This window comes from Exiguobacterium sp. s121 (assembly GCF_018617245.1).
In the GTDB taxonomy this organism is placed as follows: Bacteria; Bacillota; Bacilli; order Exiguobacteriales; family Exiguobacteriaceae; genus Exiguobacterium; species Exiguobacterium profundum.
Genome location: NZ_JACSJV010000001.1, coordinates 1,482,674 through 1,505,026, shown reverse-complemented (window position 1 = coordinate 1,505,026; position 22,353 = coordinate 1,482,674). Strand labels below are relative to the sequence as shown.

General features: G+C 47.4%; 19 protein-coding genes and 1 pseudogene. 19 read left to right on the top strand and 1 reads right to left on the bottom strand.

Annotated features, from left to right (window positions below; all coding sequences use genetic code 11):
• Nucleotides 1-123: 123 nt before the first annotated feature.
• The 13 genes from rpsO to KOG47_RS07680 all read left to right on the top strand — a co-directional run bounded on the left by rpsO (nucleotide 124) and on the right by KOG47_RS07680 (nucleotide 17,421).
• A complete protein-coding gene (rpsO, locus tag KOG47_RS07740) occupies nucleotides 124-393 on the top strand; it encodes a 30S ribosomal protein S15 (protein ID WP_074037213.1) in 270 nt (89 codons plus the stop codon).
• Between the two features lie 128 nt (nucleotides 394-521).
• Nucleotides 522-2,738 carry a polyribonucleotide nucleotidyltransferase gene (pnp, locus tag KOG47_RS07735; RefSeq protein ID WP_215244041.1) on the top strand — a complete coding sequence of 739 codons (2,217 nt, stop codon included), beginning with the start codon at nucleotides 522-524 and terminating at the stop codon, nucleotides 2,736-2,738.
• Nucleotides 2,739-2,789: 51 nt separating this feature from the next.
• Nucleotides 2,790-4,007, top strand: a complete 1,218-nt coding sequence (locus KOG47_RS07730; protein WP_196430555.1) for a M16 family metallopeptidase — start codon at nucleotides 2,790-2,792, stop codon at nucleotides 4,005-4,007.
• Nucleotides 4,008-4,058: 51 nt separating this feature from the next.
• Nucleotides 4,059-5,552: a UDP-N-acetylmuramoyl-L-alanyl-D-glutamate--2,6-diaminopimelate ligase gene (locus KOG47_RS07725; protein WP_230872800.1), complete on the top strand. Its 1,494-nt coding sequence runs from the start codon at nucleotides 4,059-4,061 to the stop codon at nucleotides 5,550-5,552.
• 3 nt (nucleotides 5,553-5,555) lie between these two features.
• Nucleotides 5,556-6,809 (top strand): lipid II:glycine glycyltransferase FemX, encoded by a 1,254-nt coding sequence (locus tag KOG47_RS07720; RefSeq protein WP_214691047.1) that lies wholly within the window; start codon nucleotides 5,556-5,558, stop codon nucleotides 6,807-6,809.
• An 11-nt stretch (nucleotides 6,810-6,820) separates the two neighbouring features.
• A complete protein-coding gene (locus KOG47_RS07715; protein WP_260563679.1) occupies nucleotides 6,821-7,459 on the top strand; it encodes a M15 family metallopeptidase in 639 nt (212 codons plus the stop codon).
• 95 nt (nucleotides 7,460-7,554) lie between these two features.
• Nucleotides 7,555-9,222, top strand: a complete 1,668-nt coding sequence (locus KOG47_RS07710; protein WP_015881439.1) for a ribonuclease J — start codon at nucleotides 7,555-7,557, stop codon at nucleotides 9,220-9,222.
• Between the two features lie 61 nt (nucleotides 9,223-9,283).
• Nucleotides 9,284-11,476: an FtsK/SpoIIIE family DNA translocase gene (locus KOG47_RS07705; protein ID WP_215244040.1), complete on the top strand. Its 2,193-nt coding sequence runs from the start codon at nucleotides 9,284-9,286 to the stop codon at nucleotides 11,474-11,476.
• A 402-nt stretch (nucleotides 11,477-11,878) separates the two neighbouring features.
• Nucleotides 11,879-12,598 carry a GntR family transcriptional regulator gene (locus tag KOG47_RS07700; RefSeq protein WP_078146731.1) on the top strand — a complete coding sequence of 240 codons (720 nt, stop codon included), beginning with the start codon at nucleotides 11,879-11,881 and terminating at the stop codon, nucleotides 12,596-12,598.
• A gap of 130 nt (nucleotides 12,599-12,728) precedes the next feature.
• Nucleotides 12,729-13,814 carry a BMP family lipoprotein gene (locus tag KOG47_RS07695; RefSeq protein WP_078147920.1) on the top strand — a complete coding sequence of 362 codons (1,086 nt, stop codon included), beginning with the start codon at nucleotides 12,729-12,731 and terminating at the stop codon, nucleotides 13,812-13,814.
• Between the two features lie 63 nt (nucleotides 13,815-13,877).
• Nucleotides 13,878-15,404 (top strand): ABC transporter ATP-binding protein, encoded by a 1,527-nt coding sequence (locus tag KOG47_RS07690; protein WP_215244039.1) that lies wholly within the window; start codon nucleotides 13,878-13,880, stop codon nucleotides 15,402-15,404.
• Nucleotides 15,401-16,465: an ABC transporter permease gene (locus tag KOG47_RS07685; protein ID WP_214691043.1), complete on the top strand. Its 1,065-nt coding sequence runs from the start codon at nucleotides 15,401-15,403 to the stop codon at nucleotides 16,463-16,465. The genes KOG47_RS07690 and KOG47_RS07685 overlap by 4 nt, the downstream gene beginning before the upstream one ends.
• Complete coding sequence (locus KOG47_RS07680) at nucleotides 16,462-17,421, top strand: ABC transporter permease (RefSeq protein ID WP_015881445.1); 960 nt, start codon at nucleotides 16,462-16,464, stop codon at nucleotides 17,419-17,421. The genes KOG47_RS07685 and KOG47_RS07680 overlap by 4 nt, the downstream gene beginning before the upstream one ends.
• A 160-nt stretch (nucleotides 17,422-17,581) precedes the next feature.
• On the opposite strand, the gene KOG47_RS07675 is transcribed toward KOG47_RS07680, so the two are convergent.
• Nucleotides 17,582-17,830, bottom strand: coding sequence for a ferredoxin (locus KOG47_RS07675; RefSeq protein ID WP_015881446.1), 249 nt, complete (start codon nucleotides 17,828-17,830; stop codon nucleotides 17,582-17,584).
• Nucleotides 17,831-17,972: 142 nt separating this feature from the next.
• Between KOG47_RS07675 and KOG47_RS07670 the strand changes: the two genes are divergently transcribed.
• The 6 genes and pseudogenes from KOG47_RS07670 to KOG47_RS07650 all read left to right on the top strand — a co-directional run bounded on the left by KOG47_RS07670 (nucleotide 17,973) and on the right by KOG47_RS07650 (nucleotide 22,280).
• A complete protein-coding gene (locus tag KOG47_RS07670) occupies nucleotides 17,973-18,995 on the top strand; it encodes a YpbB family protein (protein WP_214691041.1) in 1,023 nt (340 codons plus the stop codon).
• Nucleotides 18,979-19,941, top strand: a pseudogene (locus KOG47_RS07665) (RecQ family ATP-dependent DNA helicase); the annotation flags it as partial. The gene KOG47_RS07670 and the pseudogene KOG47_RS07665, both read left to right, overlap by 17 nt.
• 87 nt (nucleotides 19,942-20,028) lie before the next feature.
• Nucleotides 20,029-20,406, top strand: a complete 378-nt coding sequence (locus KOG47_RS14915; protein ID WP_483297346.1) for a RecQ family zinc-binding domain-containing protein — start codon at nucleotides 20,029-20,031, stop codon at nucleotides 20,404-20,406.
• A 41-nt stretch (nucleotides 20,407-20,447) separates the two neighbouring features.
• Nucleotides 20,448-20,648 carry a hypothetical protein gene (locus tag KOG47_RS07660; RefSeq protein WP_015881449.1) on the top strand — a complete coding sequence of 67 codons (201 nt, stop codon included), beginning with the start codon at nucleotides 20,448-20,450 and terminating at the stop codon, nucleotides 20,646-20,648.
• Nucleotides 20,649-20,777: 129 nt separating this feature from the next.
• A complete protein-coding gene (locus KOG47_RS07655) occupies nucleotides 20,778-21,641 on the top strand; it encodes a MerR family transcriptional regulator (RefSeq protein WP_215244037.1) in 864 nt (287 codons plus the stop codon).
• 60 nt (nucleotides 21,642-21,701) lie between these two features.
• On the top strand, nucleotides 21,702-22,280 hold the full coding sequence (locus KOG47_RS07650) for an adaptor protein MecA (protein ID WP_074037201.1): 579 nt from the start codon (nucleotides 21,702-21,704) through the stop codon (nucleotides 22,278-22,280).
• The last annotated feature ends 73 nt before the right edge of the window (nucleotides 22,281-22,353 follow it).

Below are 22,353 nucleotides of genomic sequence, written 5' to 3'. Positions count from 1 at the left end.
TTTCAAGAGCGGGTACGCTATCCTTGTCAAGTACGCAAAGTACACCGCTTCGCTTGGCTGGTCGATTCACCAACGTCGGCTCGGCAACGCGGCAATTTTTCATTAAATGGAGGTGGAGAGGCAATGGCACTCTCAAAAGAACGTAAAAACGAAATTATCGCGGAATTCGCGACAAAACAAGGTGACACAGGTTCACCGGAAGTACAAGTGGCTGTGTTGACTGAACAAATCAACACATTGAACGACCACCTTCGTACACACAAGAAAGACCACCACTCACGTCGCGGTCTCTTGAAAATGGTTGGACGTCGTCGTAACTTGCTTACGTACCTTCGTAACAAGGACGTTACACGTTACCGTGAATTGATTCAACGCCTCGGTCTCCGTCGTTAATCGATTGAGACTGTTTAACGGGCTGGGACAACGTCCTAGTCCGTTTCTTCTTTTTTAAGGAAAATGATTAGACATTCGTTGGAATGAGTTACATAATAAACTAGATAAGGTTTGAGAGGAGAATGTACATGTTAGGTACGAAACAAGTATTCTCTACAGAGTGGGGCGGACGCCCACTGTCTGTAGAGGTCGGCCAACTTGCGAAGCAAGCAAACGGCTCGGCACTCGTGCGTTATGGAGATACGGTTGTCCTTGCGACAGTGACGGCTTCAAAAGCACCAAAAGATTTAGACTTCTTCCCATTGACGGTCAACTATGAGGAGAAACTTTACTCGGTCGGTAAAATTCCAGGTGGTTTCCTTCGCCGTGAAGGTCGCCCGGGTGAAAACGCGATTTTGACATCACGTCTCATCGACCGCCCGATTCGTCCGCTCTTCCCAGACGGATTCCGTCATGACATTCAAGTCATGATTTACGTCATGTCAAACGACCCAGATTGCTCGGCTGAAATGGCGGGTATGCTAGGAACATCGATCGCGCTCTCGATTTCAGATGTACCGTTTGACGGTCCAATCGCTGGCGTGACAGTCGGACGTGTAGACGGTGAATTCGTCATCAACCCGACGACGGCTCAGTTGGAGAAAACGGACCTTGAACTTCAAGTTGCAGGGACATCGACAGCCATCAACATGGTTGAAGCAGGTGCGAACGAAGTGCCTGAGGACATCATGCTCGAGTCGATCTTGTTTGGACATGAAGAAATCAAGCGTTTGATCGCATTCCAACAAGAAATCGTAGAAGCCGTCGGAAAACCTAAATTCGAATACACGGTCTCGAAATACGATGAGGCGCTTACTGCTGAACTCGAAGCAGCTCGTCCTGAAATCGTAGAAGCGGTTCAAGTGGAAGAGAAACATGCTCGTGACGAAGCCATCAACGAAGTGATTGCGAAATATGTTGCGATGTATGAAGAACGTCTTGCTGACGAGCCATCGAAACTCGGTGAAGTTTCAGGGATTTTGAACAAGTTCGTCAAAGATGAAGTCCGTCGTTTGATCACGGTCGAAAAAGTCCGCCCAGACGGACGTCGTCCAGACGTGATTCGTCCGCTCGCGTCAGAAGTCGGATTACTCCCACGCGCACACGGTGTCGGTCTCTTCACACGTGGTCAAACACAGGTCATGTCGGTCGCGACTCTCGGTGTCATCGGTGATGCGCAAATCATCGACGGAATCGGTCTAGAAGAGAACAAACGCTTCATGCACCACTATAACTTCCCGCCATTCTCAGTCGGTGAAGCACGTCCTGTCCGTGCACCAGGTCGTCGTGAAATCGGTCACGGGGCACTCGGTGAACGTGCACTTCTTCCAATTATTCCGAAAGAAGCAGACTTCCCGTATACGATTCGTCTCGTTTCAGAAGTACTCGAATCAAACGGTTCAAGTTCACAAGCTTCGATTTGTGGGTCGACACTCGCATTGATGGATGCAGGTGTGCCAATCAAAGCGCCAGTCGCTGGGATTGCCATGGGTCTTATCATGGAAGGTGAGCATTACACGGTCTTGACAGATATTCAAGGACTTGAAGACCACCTTGGGGATATGGACTTCAAAGTAGCTGGAACGAAAGACGGGATCACTGCCCTTCAAATGGATATCAAGATTGCCGGAATCACGCGTGAAATTCTAGAAGAAGCGCTTGAACAGGCACGTGTCGGTCGTTTGCACATTCTTGACCACATGCTTGAGACGTTGGATACACCACGTACACAATTGTCGAAATACGCACCGAAGATTGTGACGATGACAATCAATCCGGATAAAATCCGCGACGTCATCGGACCAGGTGGGAAGATGATCAACAGCATCATCGACCAAACGGGCGTCAAGATCGACATCGAACAAGATGGTACGGTCTTCATCGCCTCGACGGACCAAGAAGGAATCGATCTTGCCATGTCTATGATCGGTGACATTGTCCGTGAAGTCGTCGTCGGTGAAGTATACGATGCTACCGTACGTCGCATCGAGAAATTCGGCGCATTCGTCGAGTTATTCAAAGGGAAAGATGCACTCGTACACGTATCCGAATTCAGCCTTGAGCGTGTCGCAAACGTCGAGGATGTTGTGAAGCTTGGCGATTCGATTCAAGTCAAAGTCACTGAAATCGATGACAAAGGTCGTGTCAACGCATCACGAAAAGCGCTCATCTTAGAAGGATTGTCTCCTGAAGAGCGTGAGGCATACGAAGCGAAACGGAAGGCAGCACGTGAAACCCGTCCACCTCGCGAAAGCCGTCCGCCACGTCGTGACGGGGACCGTCGTCCACCGCGCTCGACAAATTAATTATTCTGGCCATCGTCTTGGTGCGATGGCCTTTTTCATAGGAGTGAGAATATGGAATGGATGACACTAGAGAACGGTGTTCGAATCATCATCGAACCAATCGATGGTTCACTCAGCACCTCAACCGGGGTATTCATTAAAGCCGGAACACGTACAGAAACTTTTGAGAACATCGGTATCAGCCATTTGATTGAACATATGCTGTTCAAGGGCACCGCATCAAAAAGCGCAAAAGAGATTGCTTCCTTTTTCGATGAGCTCGGTGGAAGCGTCAACGCATTCACCTCGAAAGACCATACATGCTTTTATGTGAAGACGCTCGATGAACACGCGATCATGGCTCTCGACGTACTGACAGATATGCTGTTTGAGTCGGTGCTCGATGCACAGGAGTTGGAAAAAGAAAAGCGTGTCGTTGTGGAAGAAATTAAAATGTATGAGGACACGCCGGAAGATCTCGTTCATGAACTATTGGCCATTGCGGCGTATCGTGACGATATCCTCGCTCAACCTATTTTAGGGACGGAGGAGAGTGTCAATCGATTGACACGTGACCAGCTCGTCGAATACTTACAGGAACAGTATACGGCCGAGCAAATTGTCGTCTCGATTGCAGGTCATGTTTCTGAAGAATTGATTGAGGCGGTAAAACGTAGGTTTGCTCACATCCCTTCTAGGGAATCGTCGAAAGAAATCAATCAACCGGAACTGTTCCATGACACATTGTCGAAACAAAAAGAAACGGAGCAAGCCCACCTCTGCTGGAACTACGAAGCGATTCCCGCGACGGATGACCGTTTGCCTCACTTGGCATTGATGAACAACGCAATCGGCGCGACGATGTCTTCGCGTTTATTCCAGTCCATCCGTGAAGAAGAAGGGTTAGCTTATTCCATTTACTCTTACTACACGACGTTTTCCGATCACGGTACGTTTACCATTTATGTCGGTACGTCACCGGATACGTTAGAACAAGTCGAAGTCATCCTTGAGAGAGAGATGAAGCGACTTGTCGCAGAAGGTTTGACTGCTGAGGAAGTAGACAAAGGCAAGCGACAATTGAAAGGATCGATCGCCCTCGGGAATGAAAGTTCGAGTGCCCGCATGAACCGGAACGGACGGAACTTGCTATTGCTCGACGAAGTCGAGCCGATTGAACAAGTGATTGAGAAAGTAGAACGGATTGAACGCGATGAGGTCAATGCATTGATTCGTGAGGTGTTGAACCATCGCCCGGCGAAGTCATATGTCCTCCCAAACGAAGCGTGACTTGAAACCGAATTGTAAGTTCTCTACACTGATTAAGAGGTATTCTTTAGTTTGGATAGGATACAGGTGAAAGAAGGGAAAGACTTGAACTTAACGGATTTAGTGAAGACGATACAACTAATTAATCAACCAAATCTAGAAGGCATCGTCGTGACGCATGTGACGACGGACTCGCGAGAAGTTGTGCCGGGAACGCTGTTTGTCGCCATCAAAGGCTATACGGTGGATGGGCATGAATATGCGGCACAAGCGGTAGCGCGAGGCGCGGTGGCAGTCGTTAGCGAACGACCGCTCGACCTGTCAGTGCCAAACTTGATTGTGCGTGACAGTTCGCGTTCAATCGGGTTGTTGGCTTCGGCCTTTTATGCGTATCCATCTGAACAGATGCGACTGTTCGGGATCACGGGAACGAATGGGAAAACGACGACGACGACGATTTTACGAGACGTCCTCGATGTCCTCGGTCATTCAACCGGTTTGATTGGGACCGTTGAAGTACGCATCAACGATAAAATCGTTCCAAGTAAAAATACGACGCCTCAAAGTTCAGAACTTCAACAGTTATTGGCACAAATGCGTGATGAGGGCGTGACGGACGTGATGATGGAAGTGTCCTCACACGGTCTTGAGCTCGGACGTGTCATCGGAACTGATTTTGACATCGTGGGCTTCACGAACTTGACACACGATCACCTAGATTTTCATGGAACGTTTGAAAACTATGCACGTGCAAAAGGGTTATTGTTCGCTCAACTCGGTCAAATGGCCTCACGTGGAAAAGTAGCCGTCTTGAACGCGGACGATGCACAAACGCCTCTTTATGAGACGATGACCGGTGCGAAAGTAATAACATATGGGATTGATGCGCAAGCAGACTTGATGGCAACGGACATTGAACAGACGTTGTCTCAGACCAGCTTTACATTGAATTACCAAGGCGCAAAACTTCCGGTAACGGTCCAGTTCATCGGTCGTTTCAACGTGTACAATCTATTGTTGGCGACGGGTTGTCTTCTCGCTGCCGGTTACTCGCTTGAGCGAATTGCAAAAGCACTTGAGATGATTCATCCGGCCAAGGGACGGATGCAACGTTTAGACGTCCCAGGTTACAACGTATATGCGGACTATGCTCATACACCTGATGGCATCGAACAGTGTCTGAAGTCGCTCGTCGGCGTACCAAAAGAAAAGATTATCTTTTTGATTGGGACAGGTGGAAACCGTGACGTCACAAAACGTCCGGCAATGGGCGAGATGGCTTCGTCCTATGCCGGTACCGTCATCATCACGACAGATGATCCACGATTCGAAGCGTATGAGTCCATTACAAAAGGGATTGCGGCCGGGATGACCCATGACAACTTTGTTGAAATCGGGGATCGAGAAGAAGCGGTCCGTTATGCGGCCCGTTTAGCGAAACCGGACAACATCATCGTGCTAGCAGGGAAAGGGCACGAAAAGTACCAAATTATCGGAAATGAAAAATTGCCGCTCGACGAAGAGGCGATTGTACGAGCGACCATTTTGAATACGGAGGAAGCATGATTTATGGCAGTACAACCAATTACGTTGACAGAAAAAGAACATGACGACTTCGTCAAAACACACGACCGTGGAGATTTGTTGCAACTATCGAGTTGGGGAGATGTGAAGCGCCAAAATGGCTGGACTTCAGAACGTGTCGCGGTTGCGCGAGACGGCGTGACGTCCGGTGTCGCTTTACTTTTGTTTAAACGTGTCCCGAAATTACCATACACATTGTGTTATGCCCCACGCGGATTTGTCGTGGACTACGAAGATTTGGCATCGCTGCAGGCGCTCGTGAAAGAAGCGAGACGTGTCGCGGTGGCACATAAAGCCATCGTCGTAAAAATCGATCCAAACATTGATCGCGATGAGATGCCAGGGCTATTGACCGAAATGGCTGCCATCGGGTTTAAACATAAGGGATATGGCGGTGGATTTGATTACGCCCAACCTCGTTTTACCATGGAAACGGATTTGCGCCCGAGTGAGAAAGATATTTTTACGAAATTCCATCATAAGTTCCGCTACAACGTCCGCCTCGCGGAGAAAAAGGGAATTGTCTGCAAGGAGGTCGGTCGTGACGGACTCAAAACGTTCGCCGATTTGATGAAAGTAACAGGGGAACGTGACGGATTCGCTACGCGAGGGCTCGATTATTTTGAGAACCTATACGATTGTCTGCAACCGAACGATGCCCGTCTCTTCTTGACAACCCTCGAACCGAAAATCGCACTCGAACAGCAACAGGCAACGCTAGAAAAAGCGAAGAAAGAGTTGGCGAAGATTGAACGGGGTCTTGAGAAAGAAACGATTGAGAAGAAGCGTAACAGTCTTTTGAACCGCAAGGAACAGACGGAAGCACAAATTCAGAAAGCGGAGCAAGCCCTCCCTGAGCTGGTCGAACTTGATCAGACCTATCCGAACGGGCTCGTCTTATCAGGTGGTCTGTTGACACTCGCAGGACGGCGCTCTTATTACTTATACGGAGCCTCGTCAAATGAATTCCGTGAATTTATGCCGAACCACTTGATGCAGTGGACGATGATGCAGGCGGCCAAAGAGAGTGGCGCCGAGCGATACGATTTCGGCGGGGTATCAGGAAGTACGGACCCGGATGATGAGTATGCTGGTCTATACGCATTCAAATCGGGATGGGGAAGCGACATGATTGAAAAGGTCGGGGAATTCGACCTCGTCTTGAATCGTCCTTTGTATATGGCTCTCGAAAAAGGATTGCCACTCTTAAAAGGACTGCGTAAACGGTTAAGAAGATGAGGTGGACAGGCGTGTTATCTCTTGCAATGATCGCCTTTCTGATTGGCATTACGCTCGCTTACTTTTATATGCAACCGGAACCGGTGCCTTGGGTAGATGAACCGACGTTTGAAGCGGATATGTGTGTGCGGGACGTGGAGGAAGAAAATGCGATCTTGACAAGGTCGAAGATTGATTTTGACCGGTTGCATCCGTTAGTCGCCAATCGGGGAGAATCGTTCATTCGATTAGCCCATTCTTGTCTAGACCTTGAAGTACGCCTCACTTCTGGATACCGTTCTGCCAAGGAACAGAATGCACTGTATGCGCAAGGACGGTCTGAACCCGGGCAAGTGGTGACCAATGCTAAGGCGGGTCAGAGCTATCATAACTACGGTCTTGCTGTGGATTTCGTCATCATCCATAACAATAAGACCGACTATGACCTGAATACGGATCGTAATCGGAATGACATTCCTGACTGGCAAGAACTCGGGGAGTTAGGGAAGGCGCTCGGGTTTGAATGGGGCGGAGACTGGAACTCATTCCCGGACTATCCTCACCTCCAGATGGACTTCGGTTTGTCGATTCGTCAACTTGTTGCAGGGAAACGACCTGACAAAGAAGAGACGGCACCTCTTGCCGATGCACTAAAACCTCTATTAGATTAAACGGAAATGTTGGCAATGAAGCCGTTTTCCGCTACAATATTCAGTAGCGATAAGGGGACGAAACAGAATATGAATCATTTAGGAGGTTTTTGTTAGTGTCAAAAAAGAAGACAGAGAATATTAGCGTCTTTGCGCTTGGAGGCGTAGGCGAAATCGGGAAGAACATGTACGTCGTGGAACTAGACGACGACATCTTCGTCATCGATGCCGGTCTAATGTTTCCAGGCGATGAGATGCTCGGGATTGATATCGTCATCCCAGACATCACATACTTAAAAGAAAATAAAGATCGTGTACGGGCGATTTTCATCACCCATGGTCACGAAGACCATATCGGTGGACTCAGCTACGTCTTACGCGACTTGAAACACGTCCCAGTTTACGGGACGAAATTGACCCTCGGGTTGATTGAATTGAAATTAAAAGAGGCCGGTTTGTTGAAAGAAGTCGACCTTCGCATGATTGATGCCAAAACGAAATTGACTATCGCTGATCATTTCATCACGTTTTTCCGCGTCAATCACTCGATTCCCGACTGCGTCGGCGTATGTATTCAAACGTCTCAAGGTGCGATCGTCCATACCGGAGACTTCAAGTTTGATTACACGCCTGTCGATGGTAAACAATCTGACTTCAATAAATTAGCAGCAATCGGACAACGTGGCGTTCTTGCGCTTCTTTCCGACTCGACGAACGCCGAGCGACCGGGGCAAACCGGTTCAGAGTCAATCGTTGGAGCTGAATTGAACGATGTCATCTATCAAGCGGAAGGTCGGGTTATCGTGGCATCATTCGCCTCGAACGTCCATCGCTTGCAACAAGTATTTGCAGCAGCAGAAGCGAATGATCGTAAAGTCGCGGTCGTCGGTCGTAGTATGGTCAACATCGTCGAAGTTGCGCAAAAATTAAACTACTTGCGCTTCAAGGCGAAGACTCTCGTTGAGTTGTCCCAAGTTAACCGTCTACCGGATAACAAGGTCGTCATTTTAACGACAGGTTCGCAAGGGGAGCCGATGGCGGCGTTGACTCGCATGGCACGTAATGCCCACAAGCAAGTCAACATTCGATTGAATGACACGGTCGTCATTGCGGCGACACCGATTCCAGGGAATGAGAAGTCGGTTTCTAAAACGATTGACTTATTGTTCCGTTCGGGTGCGAACGTCATTTATAATCAGCGAAAAGTCCACGTATCTGGACACGGTTCAGCGGAAGAATTGAAGTTGATGCTCAACCTTGTCAAACCGAAGTACTTCTTACCGATTCACGGCGAATATCGTATGCAGATGGCACACTCGAAACTCGCAGAACAAGTGGGTGTCAAACCGAACAACATCTTCATCGTTGAAAAAGGTGACGTCGTTGAGTTCACAGGTCGAAAAGCCCGCATGAGCCGAAAAGTCCCTGCAGGTAACGTCTTGATTGACGGAATCGGTGTTGGGGACGTTGGAAACATCGTCTTACGGGACCGTCGTTTGTTGTCACAAGATGGAGTTGTCCTCTGCGTGGTCACGTTGAATCGGAAACAGAAGAAATTGATTTCAGGACCTGAACTCATCTCACGTGGTTTCGTGTACATGCGCGAATCGGAGGAAATGATTTCAGAGGCAAACCGTATTGTCACGAAACAGATTGAAAAGAGTCTGCAGGCTGGCAGTGATTGGACCGAATTGAAATCAAATATCCGCGAGCGACTTAGCGTCTTCTTATTCGAGCAGACGAAACGTCGTCCGATGATCTTGCCGATCATCATGGAGATTTAATGGAATGAGAGTGAGGCAAAAGTCATCTGACTTTTGCCTTCTTTTTTTAGGAGGAACTGATGTGGCTCAAAAAACAAGAAAGACTCCCGTAAAGCGAAAGCGCCCAGCGACGCGAAATATGAGGAACCGTAAAAAACAATCGATTGCGCCACGTACATATGGGTGGGGATTCTTTGTCCTCGCCATCGTCGCATTCGTATTTGCCTTTTTTGATTTAGGGTGGATCGGTAAACAGTTATCTGATTTATCCGTCTATCTTTTTGGAGGATGGGGTGCGCTCACTTACTTGATGATGGCTGTGTGGTTATGGATTGTTCTCACTCCGATGAAACCGATGCGACGAGCGGGATTATTCGCAATGCTCGCCTCATTCTTACTATTCGGGGACTTACTTTGGGGAGAGGCAAGGGGCGGCATCAATGCCACTTTCTATAACTTGAACCAATATTTATTCTCAGACTTCGGGATTATCTTTTTAGGGATCGTCTGCTTCCTCGTCGGTGTCTCGTTTTATGCCCCGACTATTTGGGGGACACTCTTTCATCGCATGCAGGAATCCGTCACAGCAGTCAGAAACGAATGGCGAGCCAGACCGAAAGTGGAGAAGCAGCAAGAGGCGAAACGAACGCGCAAGACCTCACCTCGTCCAAAATTAACGGAAGCGCAATCGGACCCGGAAGTAGAGTCAGACGTGGTCACGATGCAAGACATTCCAATCGTCGGATTTAGTGAGAAAGTCGTAGCAGAAAAAAGAGAGACGGAAGATCAACCTCGAACGGATTCTTCGGAAGTCGATTCCACAATCACGACCGAGGAGATGATGATGACTGCGGCCCAAGATGTCTCGGATACATACGAGCTTCCGCCATTCTCGAATTTGAAAGAGCCCGTCATTACGGATTTGTCTGGTGAGAATGCACGATTGAAAGAAAATGCATCCAAACTTGTAAAGACGCTTAAGTCATTCGGGGTCGGTGTCAAAGTGTTAAAGATTCACCTTGGTCCAACCGTCACAAAATATGAACTACAACCGGATATCGGTGTGAAAGTCAGTCGCATCACCTCATTAAGTGATGATTTGGCATTGGCGCTCGCTGCAAAAGATATTCGGATTGAAGCTCCGATTCCGGGTAAAGCCGCTATTGGTATTGAAGTGCCGAACCAGAAGGTCGCACCGGTATGCTTACGTGAAGTACTGGAAGCGGAGCCGGTGAAACAAGATGACTCGAAGTTGCTCGTCGCACTCGGTCGGAGTATCAGTGGCGAGACGGTTGGGATCTCTCTCAATAAAATGCCGCATTTGCTTGTTGCAGGATCGACAGGATCAGGTAAATCTGTCTGTATCAACGGCATGATCGTGTCACTCTTGATGCGTTCTCGTCCGGATGAGGTCCGACTCATGATGATTGATCCGAAGATGGTCGAGTTGAACGTCTATAACGGAGTGCCACACCTGTTGACACCGGTCGTCACGGATCCGAAAAAAGCCGCCCAGGCACTGAAGCAGGTCGTCGCAGAAATGGAACGGCGGTATGAACTGTTTAGTCGATATGGAGTTCGCAATATCGAAGGTTACAATGAACTCGTCGATCAGTCGGATGACGAGGATGCGAAACGTTTACCGTTCATCGTCGTAATCGTCGATGAATTGGCGGACTTGATGATGGTGGCATCAAATGATGTCGAAGATGCCATCATGCGACTTGCACAAATGGCACGGGCTGCGGGTATTCATATGGTCCTCGCGACACAGCGCCCATCTGTCGACGTCATCACAGGAGTCATCAAGGCGAACATTCCGTCCCGCATCGCCTTTGCCGTCTCTTCTCAAACCGATTCAAGGACCATCCTTGATGGTGGCGGGGCGGAAAAGTTGCTTGGACGCGGTGACATGTTGATGCTTGCAAACGGAATGAACAAGCCGGTCCGTGTACAAGGTGCATTCGTCTCCGATCAAGAAGTCGAGACGGTCGTCAATCATGTCATCGCGCAACAACGTGCGCAATATGTGGAAGCGATGATGCCAAAAGAAGAGGAAGTGACGACGATTGATTCGGATGATTCATTGTTCGGAGAAGTCGTGCAATTCGTCATGACACAAGAAACGGCATCAACTTCGATGATTCAACGCAGATTCCGAATCGGGTATAATCGTGCCGCCCGTTTGATTGACTCACTTGAGGAAGCCGGGTATGTCGGTCCATCAGAAGGTTCGAAACCGAGGAAAGTACTCATTCAAGAGCAAACAGAATAATAATAAAAAACGAACGATTATATATCAGTATATATAATCGTTCGTTTTTTAATGCTATTTATACGATATAGAAATATTCGCTCTATCCTTAGATGTTCGCTATAATATAAATGTAATATAGCACATATGTCCTATATACTGAATTAGTACATACTTTTAAAAACTACTGAAACGCTTACATTTTTTAATAACGTTTACATTTTACAAAAGTTTTTCAATGGGGATGAAAATGAGTAAATTGGACTCAAAGGTACGGTTCGGCATGTTCCGAAAAAATATTTCCCTGATTCCGAACAAAAACTATTGCGTTCTAATTCTCGAATCCCTATACTTAATATTGGCAAGGACATTCATACGTCAGATGTCTGAGCACTGGTAAGTAAATTAAAGGTGGTGAGGCCAATGTCGATTAAGCTCGATCATCGATTGCTCTATCTTCGAGTGATTGAGAAAATTAAGCAAGATATCGACGCTGGTGTCTATCGTGAAGGGGAGAAGTTACCTTCAGAATTTGAACTTTCGAAGCAACTTGGAGTCAGTCGAGCGACACTTCGCGAAGCGCTCCGGATTCTCGAAGATGAGAAATTTGTCGTGCGAAAGCATGGGGTAGGAACATTTATCAGTTCTAAACCGCCATTCACGTCAGGAATTGAAGAATTGTTCAGTGTCACTGACATGATCACACGAGCAAAGATGACACCAGGAACGAAAGTATTGGTGGCCGAGAAAGTGTTGGCAACAGAGAGAGAAGCCGAGCGTCTCAAGATTGAGCCGAACTCACCGATTTATCGAATTGTACGAATTCGATATGCGGACGACACACCGGTTGTGTATTGTGTCGATAAAGTGCCGGCCCATCTCGTCTCGAATCCTGAGGCATTGACTGAAGGGAAATCTTTGTTTGATTCTCTCGAAAAAGAGGTAGGACGTCGAGTCGCTTATGCGATCACGCACATCGAACCGAGTGTCAGCGCTGAAATCTCGTCACAACTTCAGACGGACCAACCGTTACTCGCTTTAAAACAATTGCATTATGATGAGAGTGATTTACCATTACTCGATTCGGCCAACTTTTTCCGTGCTGATCGATTCGACTTCCATGTCGTACGTAAACGAGTTTAAACGAGCAGTTTCTGGACGGAAGAGTTATTTTTGGGGAATAGCGTGAAAGCGCTTTCTTATACCGGTGTAAAGACTACTGATAACATGACAACAAAAATTGTTATGAACCGAAAGGGGAAACACGACGATGATGAACAAAAAGAAAACGATTCTCTCAGCTTTAGCAGCAGGACTCACACTCTCTACAGTACTCGCAGCATGCGGTGGAGATGACAACGAAGGCTCATCTTCAAACGGTGAAGGCGGAGAAGGTAGCGACTTCAAAGTTGCAATGGTCACGGATACTGGTGGTGTTGATGACAAGTCATTCAACCAATCAGCTTGGGAAGGTTTGAAAAAGTTTGGTGAAGAAAATAGCTTAACTGAAAACGAAGGATATAAATATCTTCAATCAGCAAAACAAGCAGACTATCAGCCTAACTTGCAACAATTGGCACGTGATCAATTTGATTTGATCTACGGAATCGGTTTCTTGATGGCAGAGGATATCGGAAAAGTTGCAGAACAATTCCCTGATAACAACTTTGCAATCGTTGACTCGGTTGTAGATGCACCGAACGTTGCTTCAATCACGTTTAAGGAACAAGAAGGTTCATTCCTCGTAGGTGTAGTAGCTGGTCTTACAACGACGACTGATAAAGTTGGTTTCATCGGTGGAGTAGAATCAGACTTGATCAAGAAGTTTGAAAATGGATTTAAAGCTGGTGTCATGGCTGTAAACCCTGATGCGACAATCGACGTAAAATATGCTGAAGACTTCAACTCAGCTGAAAAAGGAACTGCAATTGCGTCAGGTATGTATGGATCAGGATCTGATATCATCTATCATGCAGCTGGTGGTACAGGTGTAGGTGTATTCACTGAAGCGAAAAACCGTAAGAAAAACGGTGAAGAAGTTTGGGTCATCGGGGTTGACCGTGACCAGTACGAAGAAGGTCTTCCAGAGAACGTTACTCTTACGTCAATGGTTAAACGTGTAGATACAGCGACACTCGAAGTGTCGAAAATGGCAATGGACGGTAAGTTCCCAGCTGGTGAAGTGGTTGAATTCTCACTTAAAGATGAAGGTGTAGGAATCGCACCAACTTCTGAAGAAAACGTTGCTGCAGACGTGCTCACTAAAGTTGATGAGTATCGTCAACAAATCATCGATGGTGATGTTGTTGCACCAGCAACTGACGCTGAGTTCGAAGAGTTCATGAAAAACGTAAAATAATTTGTTTGAGTTGAGGGGGGACCCATGTGGTCTCCCTTTACTTAAAGTTAGGGGTGAACTTCCTTGGAATATGTAATTGAAATGCTAAATATTCGAAAAGAGTTCGGTACGTTCGTTGCGAACGACAATATCACGCTCCAATTGCGTAAAGGAGAAATCCATGCACTTTTAGGAGAAAACGGGGCCGGGAAATCGACGCTCATGAACGTGTTGTTTGGTCTCTATCAGCCTGAAGGCGGAGAGATTCGCGTACACGGAAAGAAAGTGAATATTGAAAATCCGAACATCGCCAACGAACTTGGGATCGGAATGGTCCATCAACACTTTATGTTGGTTGAAAAATTCACGGTCACTGAAAATATCATTCTTGGTCTTGAGCCAAAGAGTGGCATCACAATCGATCGCGCCACTGCTCGGAAGAAGGTCATGGAGATTTCGGAGCAATACGGACTTAGAATTGATCCGGATGCGAAGATTGAAGATATTTCAGTCGGCATGCAACAACGTGTTGAAATCTTGAAGACGCTCTATCGTGGAGCAGATATTCTGATTTTTGATGAACCGACGGCAGTGTTGACACCACAAGAGATTCAAGAACTTATCCAAATTATGAAACGTCTGATTGCTGAAGGTAAGTCGATCATCTTGATTACGCACAAGCTGAAGGAAATCATGCAAGTTGCGGACCGCTGTACTGTCATTCGTCGTGGACGCTACATTGGAACGGTCGAGGTCGACGAGACGGTAAATGAAGACAGTTTAGCTGAAATGATGGTTGGTCGCGAAGTAAACTTTGATGCAGAATATTCGAAAGCCGATCCACAACAAGTCGTTCTGGACGTTCAAAACCTCGTCGTCAAAGATGGTCGCGGTTTGAAAGTCGTTGAAGGATTGGATTTACAGATTCGTGCTGGAGAAGTACTTGGAATTGCCGGGATTGACGGGAATGGTCAGACGGAGTTGATTGAAGCCATTTCAGGTTTGAAAAAGCCGGAGTCTGGTAAAGTGTTGCTCAACGGAAAAGATGTCACAGGACACACGCCGCGTAAGATGACCGAGGCAGGGATCGGACACATCCCGCAAGATCGTCATAAACACGGACTTGTTCTTGACTACTCGATTCGTGACAACATGGTACTTCAAACGTACTATAAAGAACCGTTCTCGAAACGAGGTCTCATGAACTATAAAGCTGTGGCTGAGAAGGCGAAGGCGTTGATTGAGAAGTTTGACGTCCGAACTCCATCAATTGATGTTCCAGCGCGTGCTCTCTCGGGAGGGAACCAACAGAAAGCAATCATTGCACGTGAAGTCGATCGCTCACCAGATTTACTCATCGCCGCTCAACCGACTCGTGGTCTCGACGTAGGTGCGATTGAATTTATTCACGAGCAGCTTATTAAAGAACGTGAAAAAGGACGCGCCGTCTTACTCATCTCGTTTGAACTTGATGAGATTTTACACGTATCCGACCGTATCGCTGTTCTCTACGAAGGAAAAATTGTAGGGATTCGTGATCCGAAAGTGACGACGGAGCAAGAGCTAGGCTTCTTGATGGCCGGCGGTAAGAGAGGGGACGAAACAGAATGAAAAAATTAAGTTTAAACCAACTTCTCATTCCATTCCTATCCATCATTTTAGGACTACTCGTCGGTGCTATCGTCATGTTGATTGGTGGATACGACCCGGTTCAAGGGTTTATCTCGTTATTTGAAGGCATGTTCGGTAGTCCGTATGCCGTCGGTGAAACATTGCGTGCTGCAGCCCCACTTATTTTCTCAGGTCTTGCGGTTGCGTTCGCCTTCCGTACAGGGCTATTCAACATCGGGGTAGAAGGACAAGTGTTAATTGGGTGGGTCGCAGCCGTCTATGTAGGAATTAACTTCGACTTGCCGATGTTTATCCATTTACCGCTCGCACTTCTAGCGGCAATGGTTGCAGCAGCAATTTGGGCGTTCGTTCCTGGGTTCTTGAAAGCGAAGTTTTATGTTCATGAAGTCATTACGTCTATCATGATGAACTATATTGCCTTATACACGACAAACGCGATTTTACGTAACGTCATCGGCGTAACGAACGAGCGTACGGAGTCAATCAACGATTCAGCGTCACTTGCTTCGCCATGGCTCCAAGAGTTGACGACGTATTCACGTCTTCACTGGGGTGTGCTTGTCGCTGTGCTTGCAGCAATCGTGTACTACTACATCCTTCAACGTACGACACTCGGTTATGAGTTACGTGCCGTTGGATTCAACAAACATGCATCACAGTACGCAGGGATGAGCGTCAACCGTAACATCGTCCTGTCGTTCGTCATCTCCGGTATGTTCGCTGGTCTCGCAGGTGCGATGGAGGGTCTTGGAACATTCGGTAGTATGACCCTCTCGGCATCGTTCACCGGTGTTGGATTTGACGGGATCGCCGTTGCCCTTCTTGGTGCGAACACCGCGATTGGAGTCATTTTAGCAGCGATTCTCTTCGCAGGGTTGAACATCGGCGGATTGGCGATGCAACTTGGTGCGAACGTACCGTCAGAGCTTGTCAAAGTCATCATCGCAGCCATCGTCATCTTTGTAGCGTCTGGATATGCGATCAACTATGTCGTTGAGAAACTTAAAGGAAATCGTAAGAAAGGAGTGGAGAAAAAATGAACTTCTTAGAAGTCCTTTATATCGTCGTACCGGTTGCGCTTGCCTATGCGACTCCACTCATTATCGCAGCACTTGGTGGAATTTTCAGTGAACGTTCTGGTGTCGTCAACATCGCCCTTGAAGGAATCATGGTCATCGGTGCCGCGACAGGAATCATCACGACGCTCACCTTGACTGATTTAGGTGTCGGAGCCTCTAGTCCATGGATTGCCTTACTTGTTGCCATGGTAGTCGGTGCATTGTTCTCCCTCTTCTTGGCTGTTCCTGCCATCCTTTGGCGTGCGGACCAGACGGTTCTCGGGGTGGCCATCAACATGCTCGCCATCGGTCTCGCCATCTTCGTCGTGCGTGTTCTTTACAACAAAGGACAGACCGACTTTATCGAGTATCGGATCGCAAAAGAGAATGTACCCTTTTTATCAGATATTCCCGTGTTAAAGATGTTCTTTATTAACGTCCAGTACACGTCGTTCGTTGCTATCGCCTTGGCGTTCGTCGTCTGGTTCGTCATCTTCAAGACGCCGTTTGGACTTCGTCTTCGTTCGGTCGGTGAACATCCGATGGCCGCTGATACGATGGGAATCAACGTCACGAAAATGCGCTTCATGGGCGTCATGCTCTCTGGTGCGTTTGGTGGTCTTGCCGGAGCGGTTTATGCTGTAACGGTCACGACGAACTTCAGTGGAACGACAATCGTTGGTCAAGGATTCTTGGCGATTGCCGCAATGATTTTCGGTAAATGGAATCCGCTCGGTGCGCTTGGTGCCGGATTGTTCTTTGGATTCGCTCAAGCCCTTTCGATTATCGGAAGCAACTTGCCGGTCATCAACAACGTGCCGCAGCTCTTGCTCTTGATTGCGCCATACGCGCTCACGATTCTTGCTCTCGCTGGACTCGTTGGTCGTGCGGATGCGCCGAAGTCGGTCGGTATTCCTTATATTAAAGGGAAACGTTAATTCGAGATAGGACATATGTCCATTTCATCCAGGTTGTTTGGTGCTTAAGCCAAACAACCTTTTTTGATATACTTGCCTAGAGATGTCATGATTAGACTAGGTTACATGCGAGAAACATAAAAAAGACATATCGGTCAAAGGACCGATATGTCTTTCACGATTATTCGAATTTTAAAGCGTCCCCGTCGAACGACTCGTCCGCTACTTTGATCGAGTCTGTCGGACAACCCTCGAATGCATCCATCATGTCTTCGTATAACTCATCTGGGATTTCAACAGTACCTGTGTTGTCATCCATTAAGTTGAACGCAAGACCTTCATCATCATAATCGTAAATATCTGGTGCTGCCGCGCCGCAAGCTCCGCATGCGATACATGTATCTTTATCGACGATTGTAAATTTTGCCATGATAATAACCCTCCAAACGGTTCGTTTCTCTTAGAAATCATTCTACTGACTATGAGTAATTGTAGTCTACATACCCAATTATTTCAATGAGGAAACGAGCGTCTTTTTGGTAGGATAATGATTTTTTTAAGGAAGTGACGATTTGGTTCATTTAGCGGATGGAGTTCTACTGCTGGCCATTAAACGATTAAATGGAGAACGGAGTGAGCGAAGTCTCTACCATGTCCTGAATGGAAAGCGTTCGGCCACAACGCTACAGGACGCATTTTTTTACGAGTTGGAGCCTCTTTTTGGACAGTTTCCGCAGACGGCTTATTCATACGAGTCTGTGCTAAAACAAATTGAAAAACGAGGATGGCTCGATCGTAAACGATTTAGATTGACAGAGGCGGGAGAACTACTAGCTTCACCTGAATCGGTTGAGCAACTATTCAAGCGGTTGGGCGGGGAACGCCGTGATTATAACGCGACCACATGGAAACGCTTGAGTTTGTTCGTGCAGACGTTCATGTCAAAAGAACACGCCCGTACATTTTATCCTGTACAAGCCGATCGTCCAGCAGAGCAATGGGTCAAGCAGTTGTTACATCTTGATCGGGATTGGAAAGCGCTCATGCGAACGTTTCATCAAGAGATTGAACAAGCACTTGAACAAATCGGGGACCCGTATGCGACGGCCGTCGTCTATCGATTCACAGGAGCGTTTGAGACGGGTTTGACATATGAACAAATCGCCAGCCTGCTTCATGTTGATGCCGAAACGGCTCGTTTGTATTTTTTGGCCGGATGGAACGAACTGTTGATGGTCTTGCCGGATGATGCCAAACTACGGGGGTTTACGTACGGCTTATCGACGGACCGGATGACTTATTCAGCACGTGAGTCATATGAATTGTTCTTAAAGGGGTACACGTTCCAACAGGTTCAAGCGAAACGGCGTTTACGTACGAGTACGATTGAAGACCATGTCGTCGAGATGGCGATGTATTTAGAAGTCTTCCCGCTCGAACAATTTGTACCGATGGAGGATGTGGTCACGATTGAAGAGTTGCGGCATCCGGATAGCTGGGCGCTCAAACCGATATTTGAGAAAATGGGGCGTGTCAGTTATTTTCAAATTCGACTCGTCTTCGCCAGACTGAAACGAGGTGAGAGTTTTGTATGAAGCGACATTAAAACGAGTGTTCGGGTATGAATCGTTTCGTCCTGGGCAACACGACATCATACATGCCGTGATCGAAGGGCAGGATGTATTGGCCGTCATGCCGACGGGGGCGGGGAAATCGCTGACGTTCCAACTCCCTTCTTATATTAAAAATCAAGGGCTCACGGTGATTGTTTCGCCGTTACTCTCACTCATTGAGGACCAGATGCTTCATATACGAGAACGGGGAGAGCGTGGTGTCGCTCGTTTGACGTCGATGGAATCGGCTGAAGAGAAGCAGGACATCATCAACCATTTGAAACGTTACCGTTTTTTATATCTTTCACCCGAACAATTGGCCGTTCCTTATGTGACGCGTGCTCTGGCGAATGTGAAAATTCAAATGCTCGTCATTGACGAGGCGCACTGTATCTCACAATGGGGGCATGAGTTCCGTCCTGAGTATGCGCGTTTAGGTGAGTTGCGAAAACAGATTGGGAGCCCCCAATGTATGGCGGTCACGGCGACTGCGCCAGAAGGCGTGAAACAGGACATCATTGAAAAGTTGGCACTGTTCTCACCCGAACAATTCGTCCACTCCGCCAATCGTCCGGAAATACGATTGTTGGTTGAACGATTGGAGAAAGAGAAGAAACTTGAGCGATTAAAAGAGTTGATTCAAGAGATTCCAAAACCTGCAGTCGTTTACACGGCGACCCGTCGCGAAGCGGAGGCGTTAGCCTTTGAGCTAGAGGACGCTTTGTTTTACCACGGAGGCATGTCTACGGAAGACAGGCGACTCGTGCAGTCCCAGTTTTTACGGGACGAAGTGTCGGTCATGGTATGCACTAGTGCGTTCGGGATGGGTGTGAACAAAGATAATGTCCGTTCCGTCGTTCATTTCCAATTGCCGGCTACCGTCGAGGCATACATGCAGGAAATCGGGCGGGCGGGACGCGATGGTCATCCGGCGTTTGCAGTCCTCCTGTATGCGGACGGGGACGAACGCATTCAACAGTTTTTAATAGACGGTCAATATCCGAAAGATGAGGACATGCGATTAGCCTACTTTGAACGTGAGAATGGGACGTCACTCGCGCAACTACCAAGATTGTTACGGATGAACGAAGAAGACCCGAAGTTTCTCCTGCTGAAGCAATTGTTGACAGAACGTTCGCTTCAAGAAGCCCTCGATTGGGTAAAAGAAAGAAAGCGAGATCGGTATCGTCAACTCGGGCAGATGATGGATTATGCCCTCATCCGGACATGCCGACGCGATTACTTGCTCCGTTATTTCTCCGAACAAACAGTCGATCAAGAAGAATGTTGTGATGTTTGTGGGCCGATTCTGTTCCCGGATACAACACAAATCGTCCGAAAAAATGTGACAGAATGGAAAATTCGGTTGACGCAAATCTTTTCCTTTGAATAATATCATAGTAAAATGATAAAAAAGGTAAAGGAGGGCATACGTTGCGACATCGGAATCAGGCGGATTCTTTACGCGAGCAATTGGCGGACACGTTGCCGTCTCGAGCTGAGAGGCAAGAGGGCGAACGGAAGAGGAAGTTAAATGATAACTGGATGAAGCGCCCGTTGGCGATGACATTGACCTTCGCCATGCTAGCGATTATTCTCATTTTCATATATATCGGGCGACATGCCATATTTTAAGCGAGGTGCGAACAGAGTTCGCATCTTTTTTTATACTTAAAAAATTCTCGATTGCACAATAAAAGGGGTAAACCTCTTGCATTGAGGATATACTTATATCATAAGAACGAGTAAGAGAGGAGGGCGGAAATGCCGAAATACTCCATTAAAACCGTGGCGACGTTGACCGGCGTCAATCCGACGACCATTCGGGCTTGGGAACGTCGCTATCAGTTTATCGTGCCGAGCCGAACGGAATCCGGTCACCGCCTATATTCAGATCAAGATGTCGAAAAAATCAAATGGGTCGTGGATAAGCAGAAAGAAGGGCTTTCTGTCTCACAAGCCATTCAACAACTTCATCAAGCGCCTGAGCCAGAACCGACAACGGCCAAACTATACGATGAAGAGTTGAAAGACGGGCTGCTCCATGCGTTGCTCTCATTTGATGAACGGACGGCCCATGATTTGATCAATCGTGCGTTTAATACGTTCAGTTTTGAAAAAGTGACGAAGGATGTGATTGGGCCGCTGCTCATGGAAATCGGTTCACGATGGGAGAATGGCTCGATTACGATTGCCCACGAGCATTTCGCCACGGCATTTTTACGAGCACGGCTTTCGACGCTGTCCCTTCAAATGCCGATGAACCCGTTCCTGCCACGTATCACGTGTGTCTGTGCACCCGGGGAGATGCATGAGATCGGATTATTGTTTGTCACGCTCTATTTGCGACAACATGGATACGACGTCATCTTTTTGGGAGCGGGTTTCCCAAAAGAAGATTTGAGTAAAGCGTTACATGATATCGACACTTCTTGTCTCATCTTCGCATGTACGTTGACTGAGCATATTCCGAACTTGTTAGAGGCGATGGATTATATTCAAAACGAGCATCCTGACTTAAAAATCGGTGCCGGTGGATATGCGGTCAGTCTGGAGAGAGGTCGATTCAATGGGTCATTTCTTGGCGACACTCCTGAAGAGTGGACAAAATGGTTATCAACTATTTGACACGGGATGAAAACGGGAGTAGCTTATTATTAGGATTGACTATTCACTGGAGGTTTTCGATTGAGATTTGAAAAACAAACAAAAGAACATCTTCGTGTATATGTGACTGCGAATGAGCTCTCGTTACGTGGAATCGCAATCGATACGATCGTGGGGGAAAACGGTCAGCAGCTGTGGAAAGAACTACTTGAAACAGCAGAAAGTGAGTACGGATTTTCACCGCAAGGAGCGGTCGATTTGAATGTGACAATGTTCCCTCGCGATGGACTCGTCATCGATGTTCAAAAAGGTGAAGCGATTGCTGAGCTCGATGTCGAGCAGGTCGAGATTCGATTAACGATTGATGTAATCCATCATTTGATTTATCAGTTCGAGGACATTGAAGATGTGATCAACGCTTCGATTCGTCTTTTCCCGCATATACATGAAACCGAGCAGGGTGGCACGCTTTATCATTACAACGGTCATTACTACCTTCACTTCGTTGAGGTTCTTCCTTCGCAGGTAGAAGAACGACTCGCGGCCATTTTGTCCGAGTACGGCAAGACGACTACGGTCAGTCCGTACGTCATGATGGAATACGGAAAGACGATTCAAACTGAACAAGCCGTGAAAGAGCTGTACGATGCATTCGCATGAGTACGGCTTTTTTACTTTTCTGTTCCTATTGTTTTTAGGGTGTCCGTGTTATGATTAGACTTGAATTTTCAGT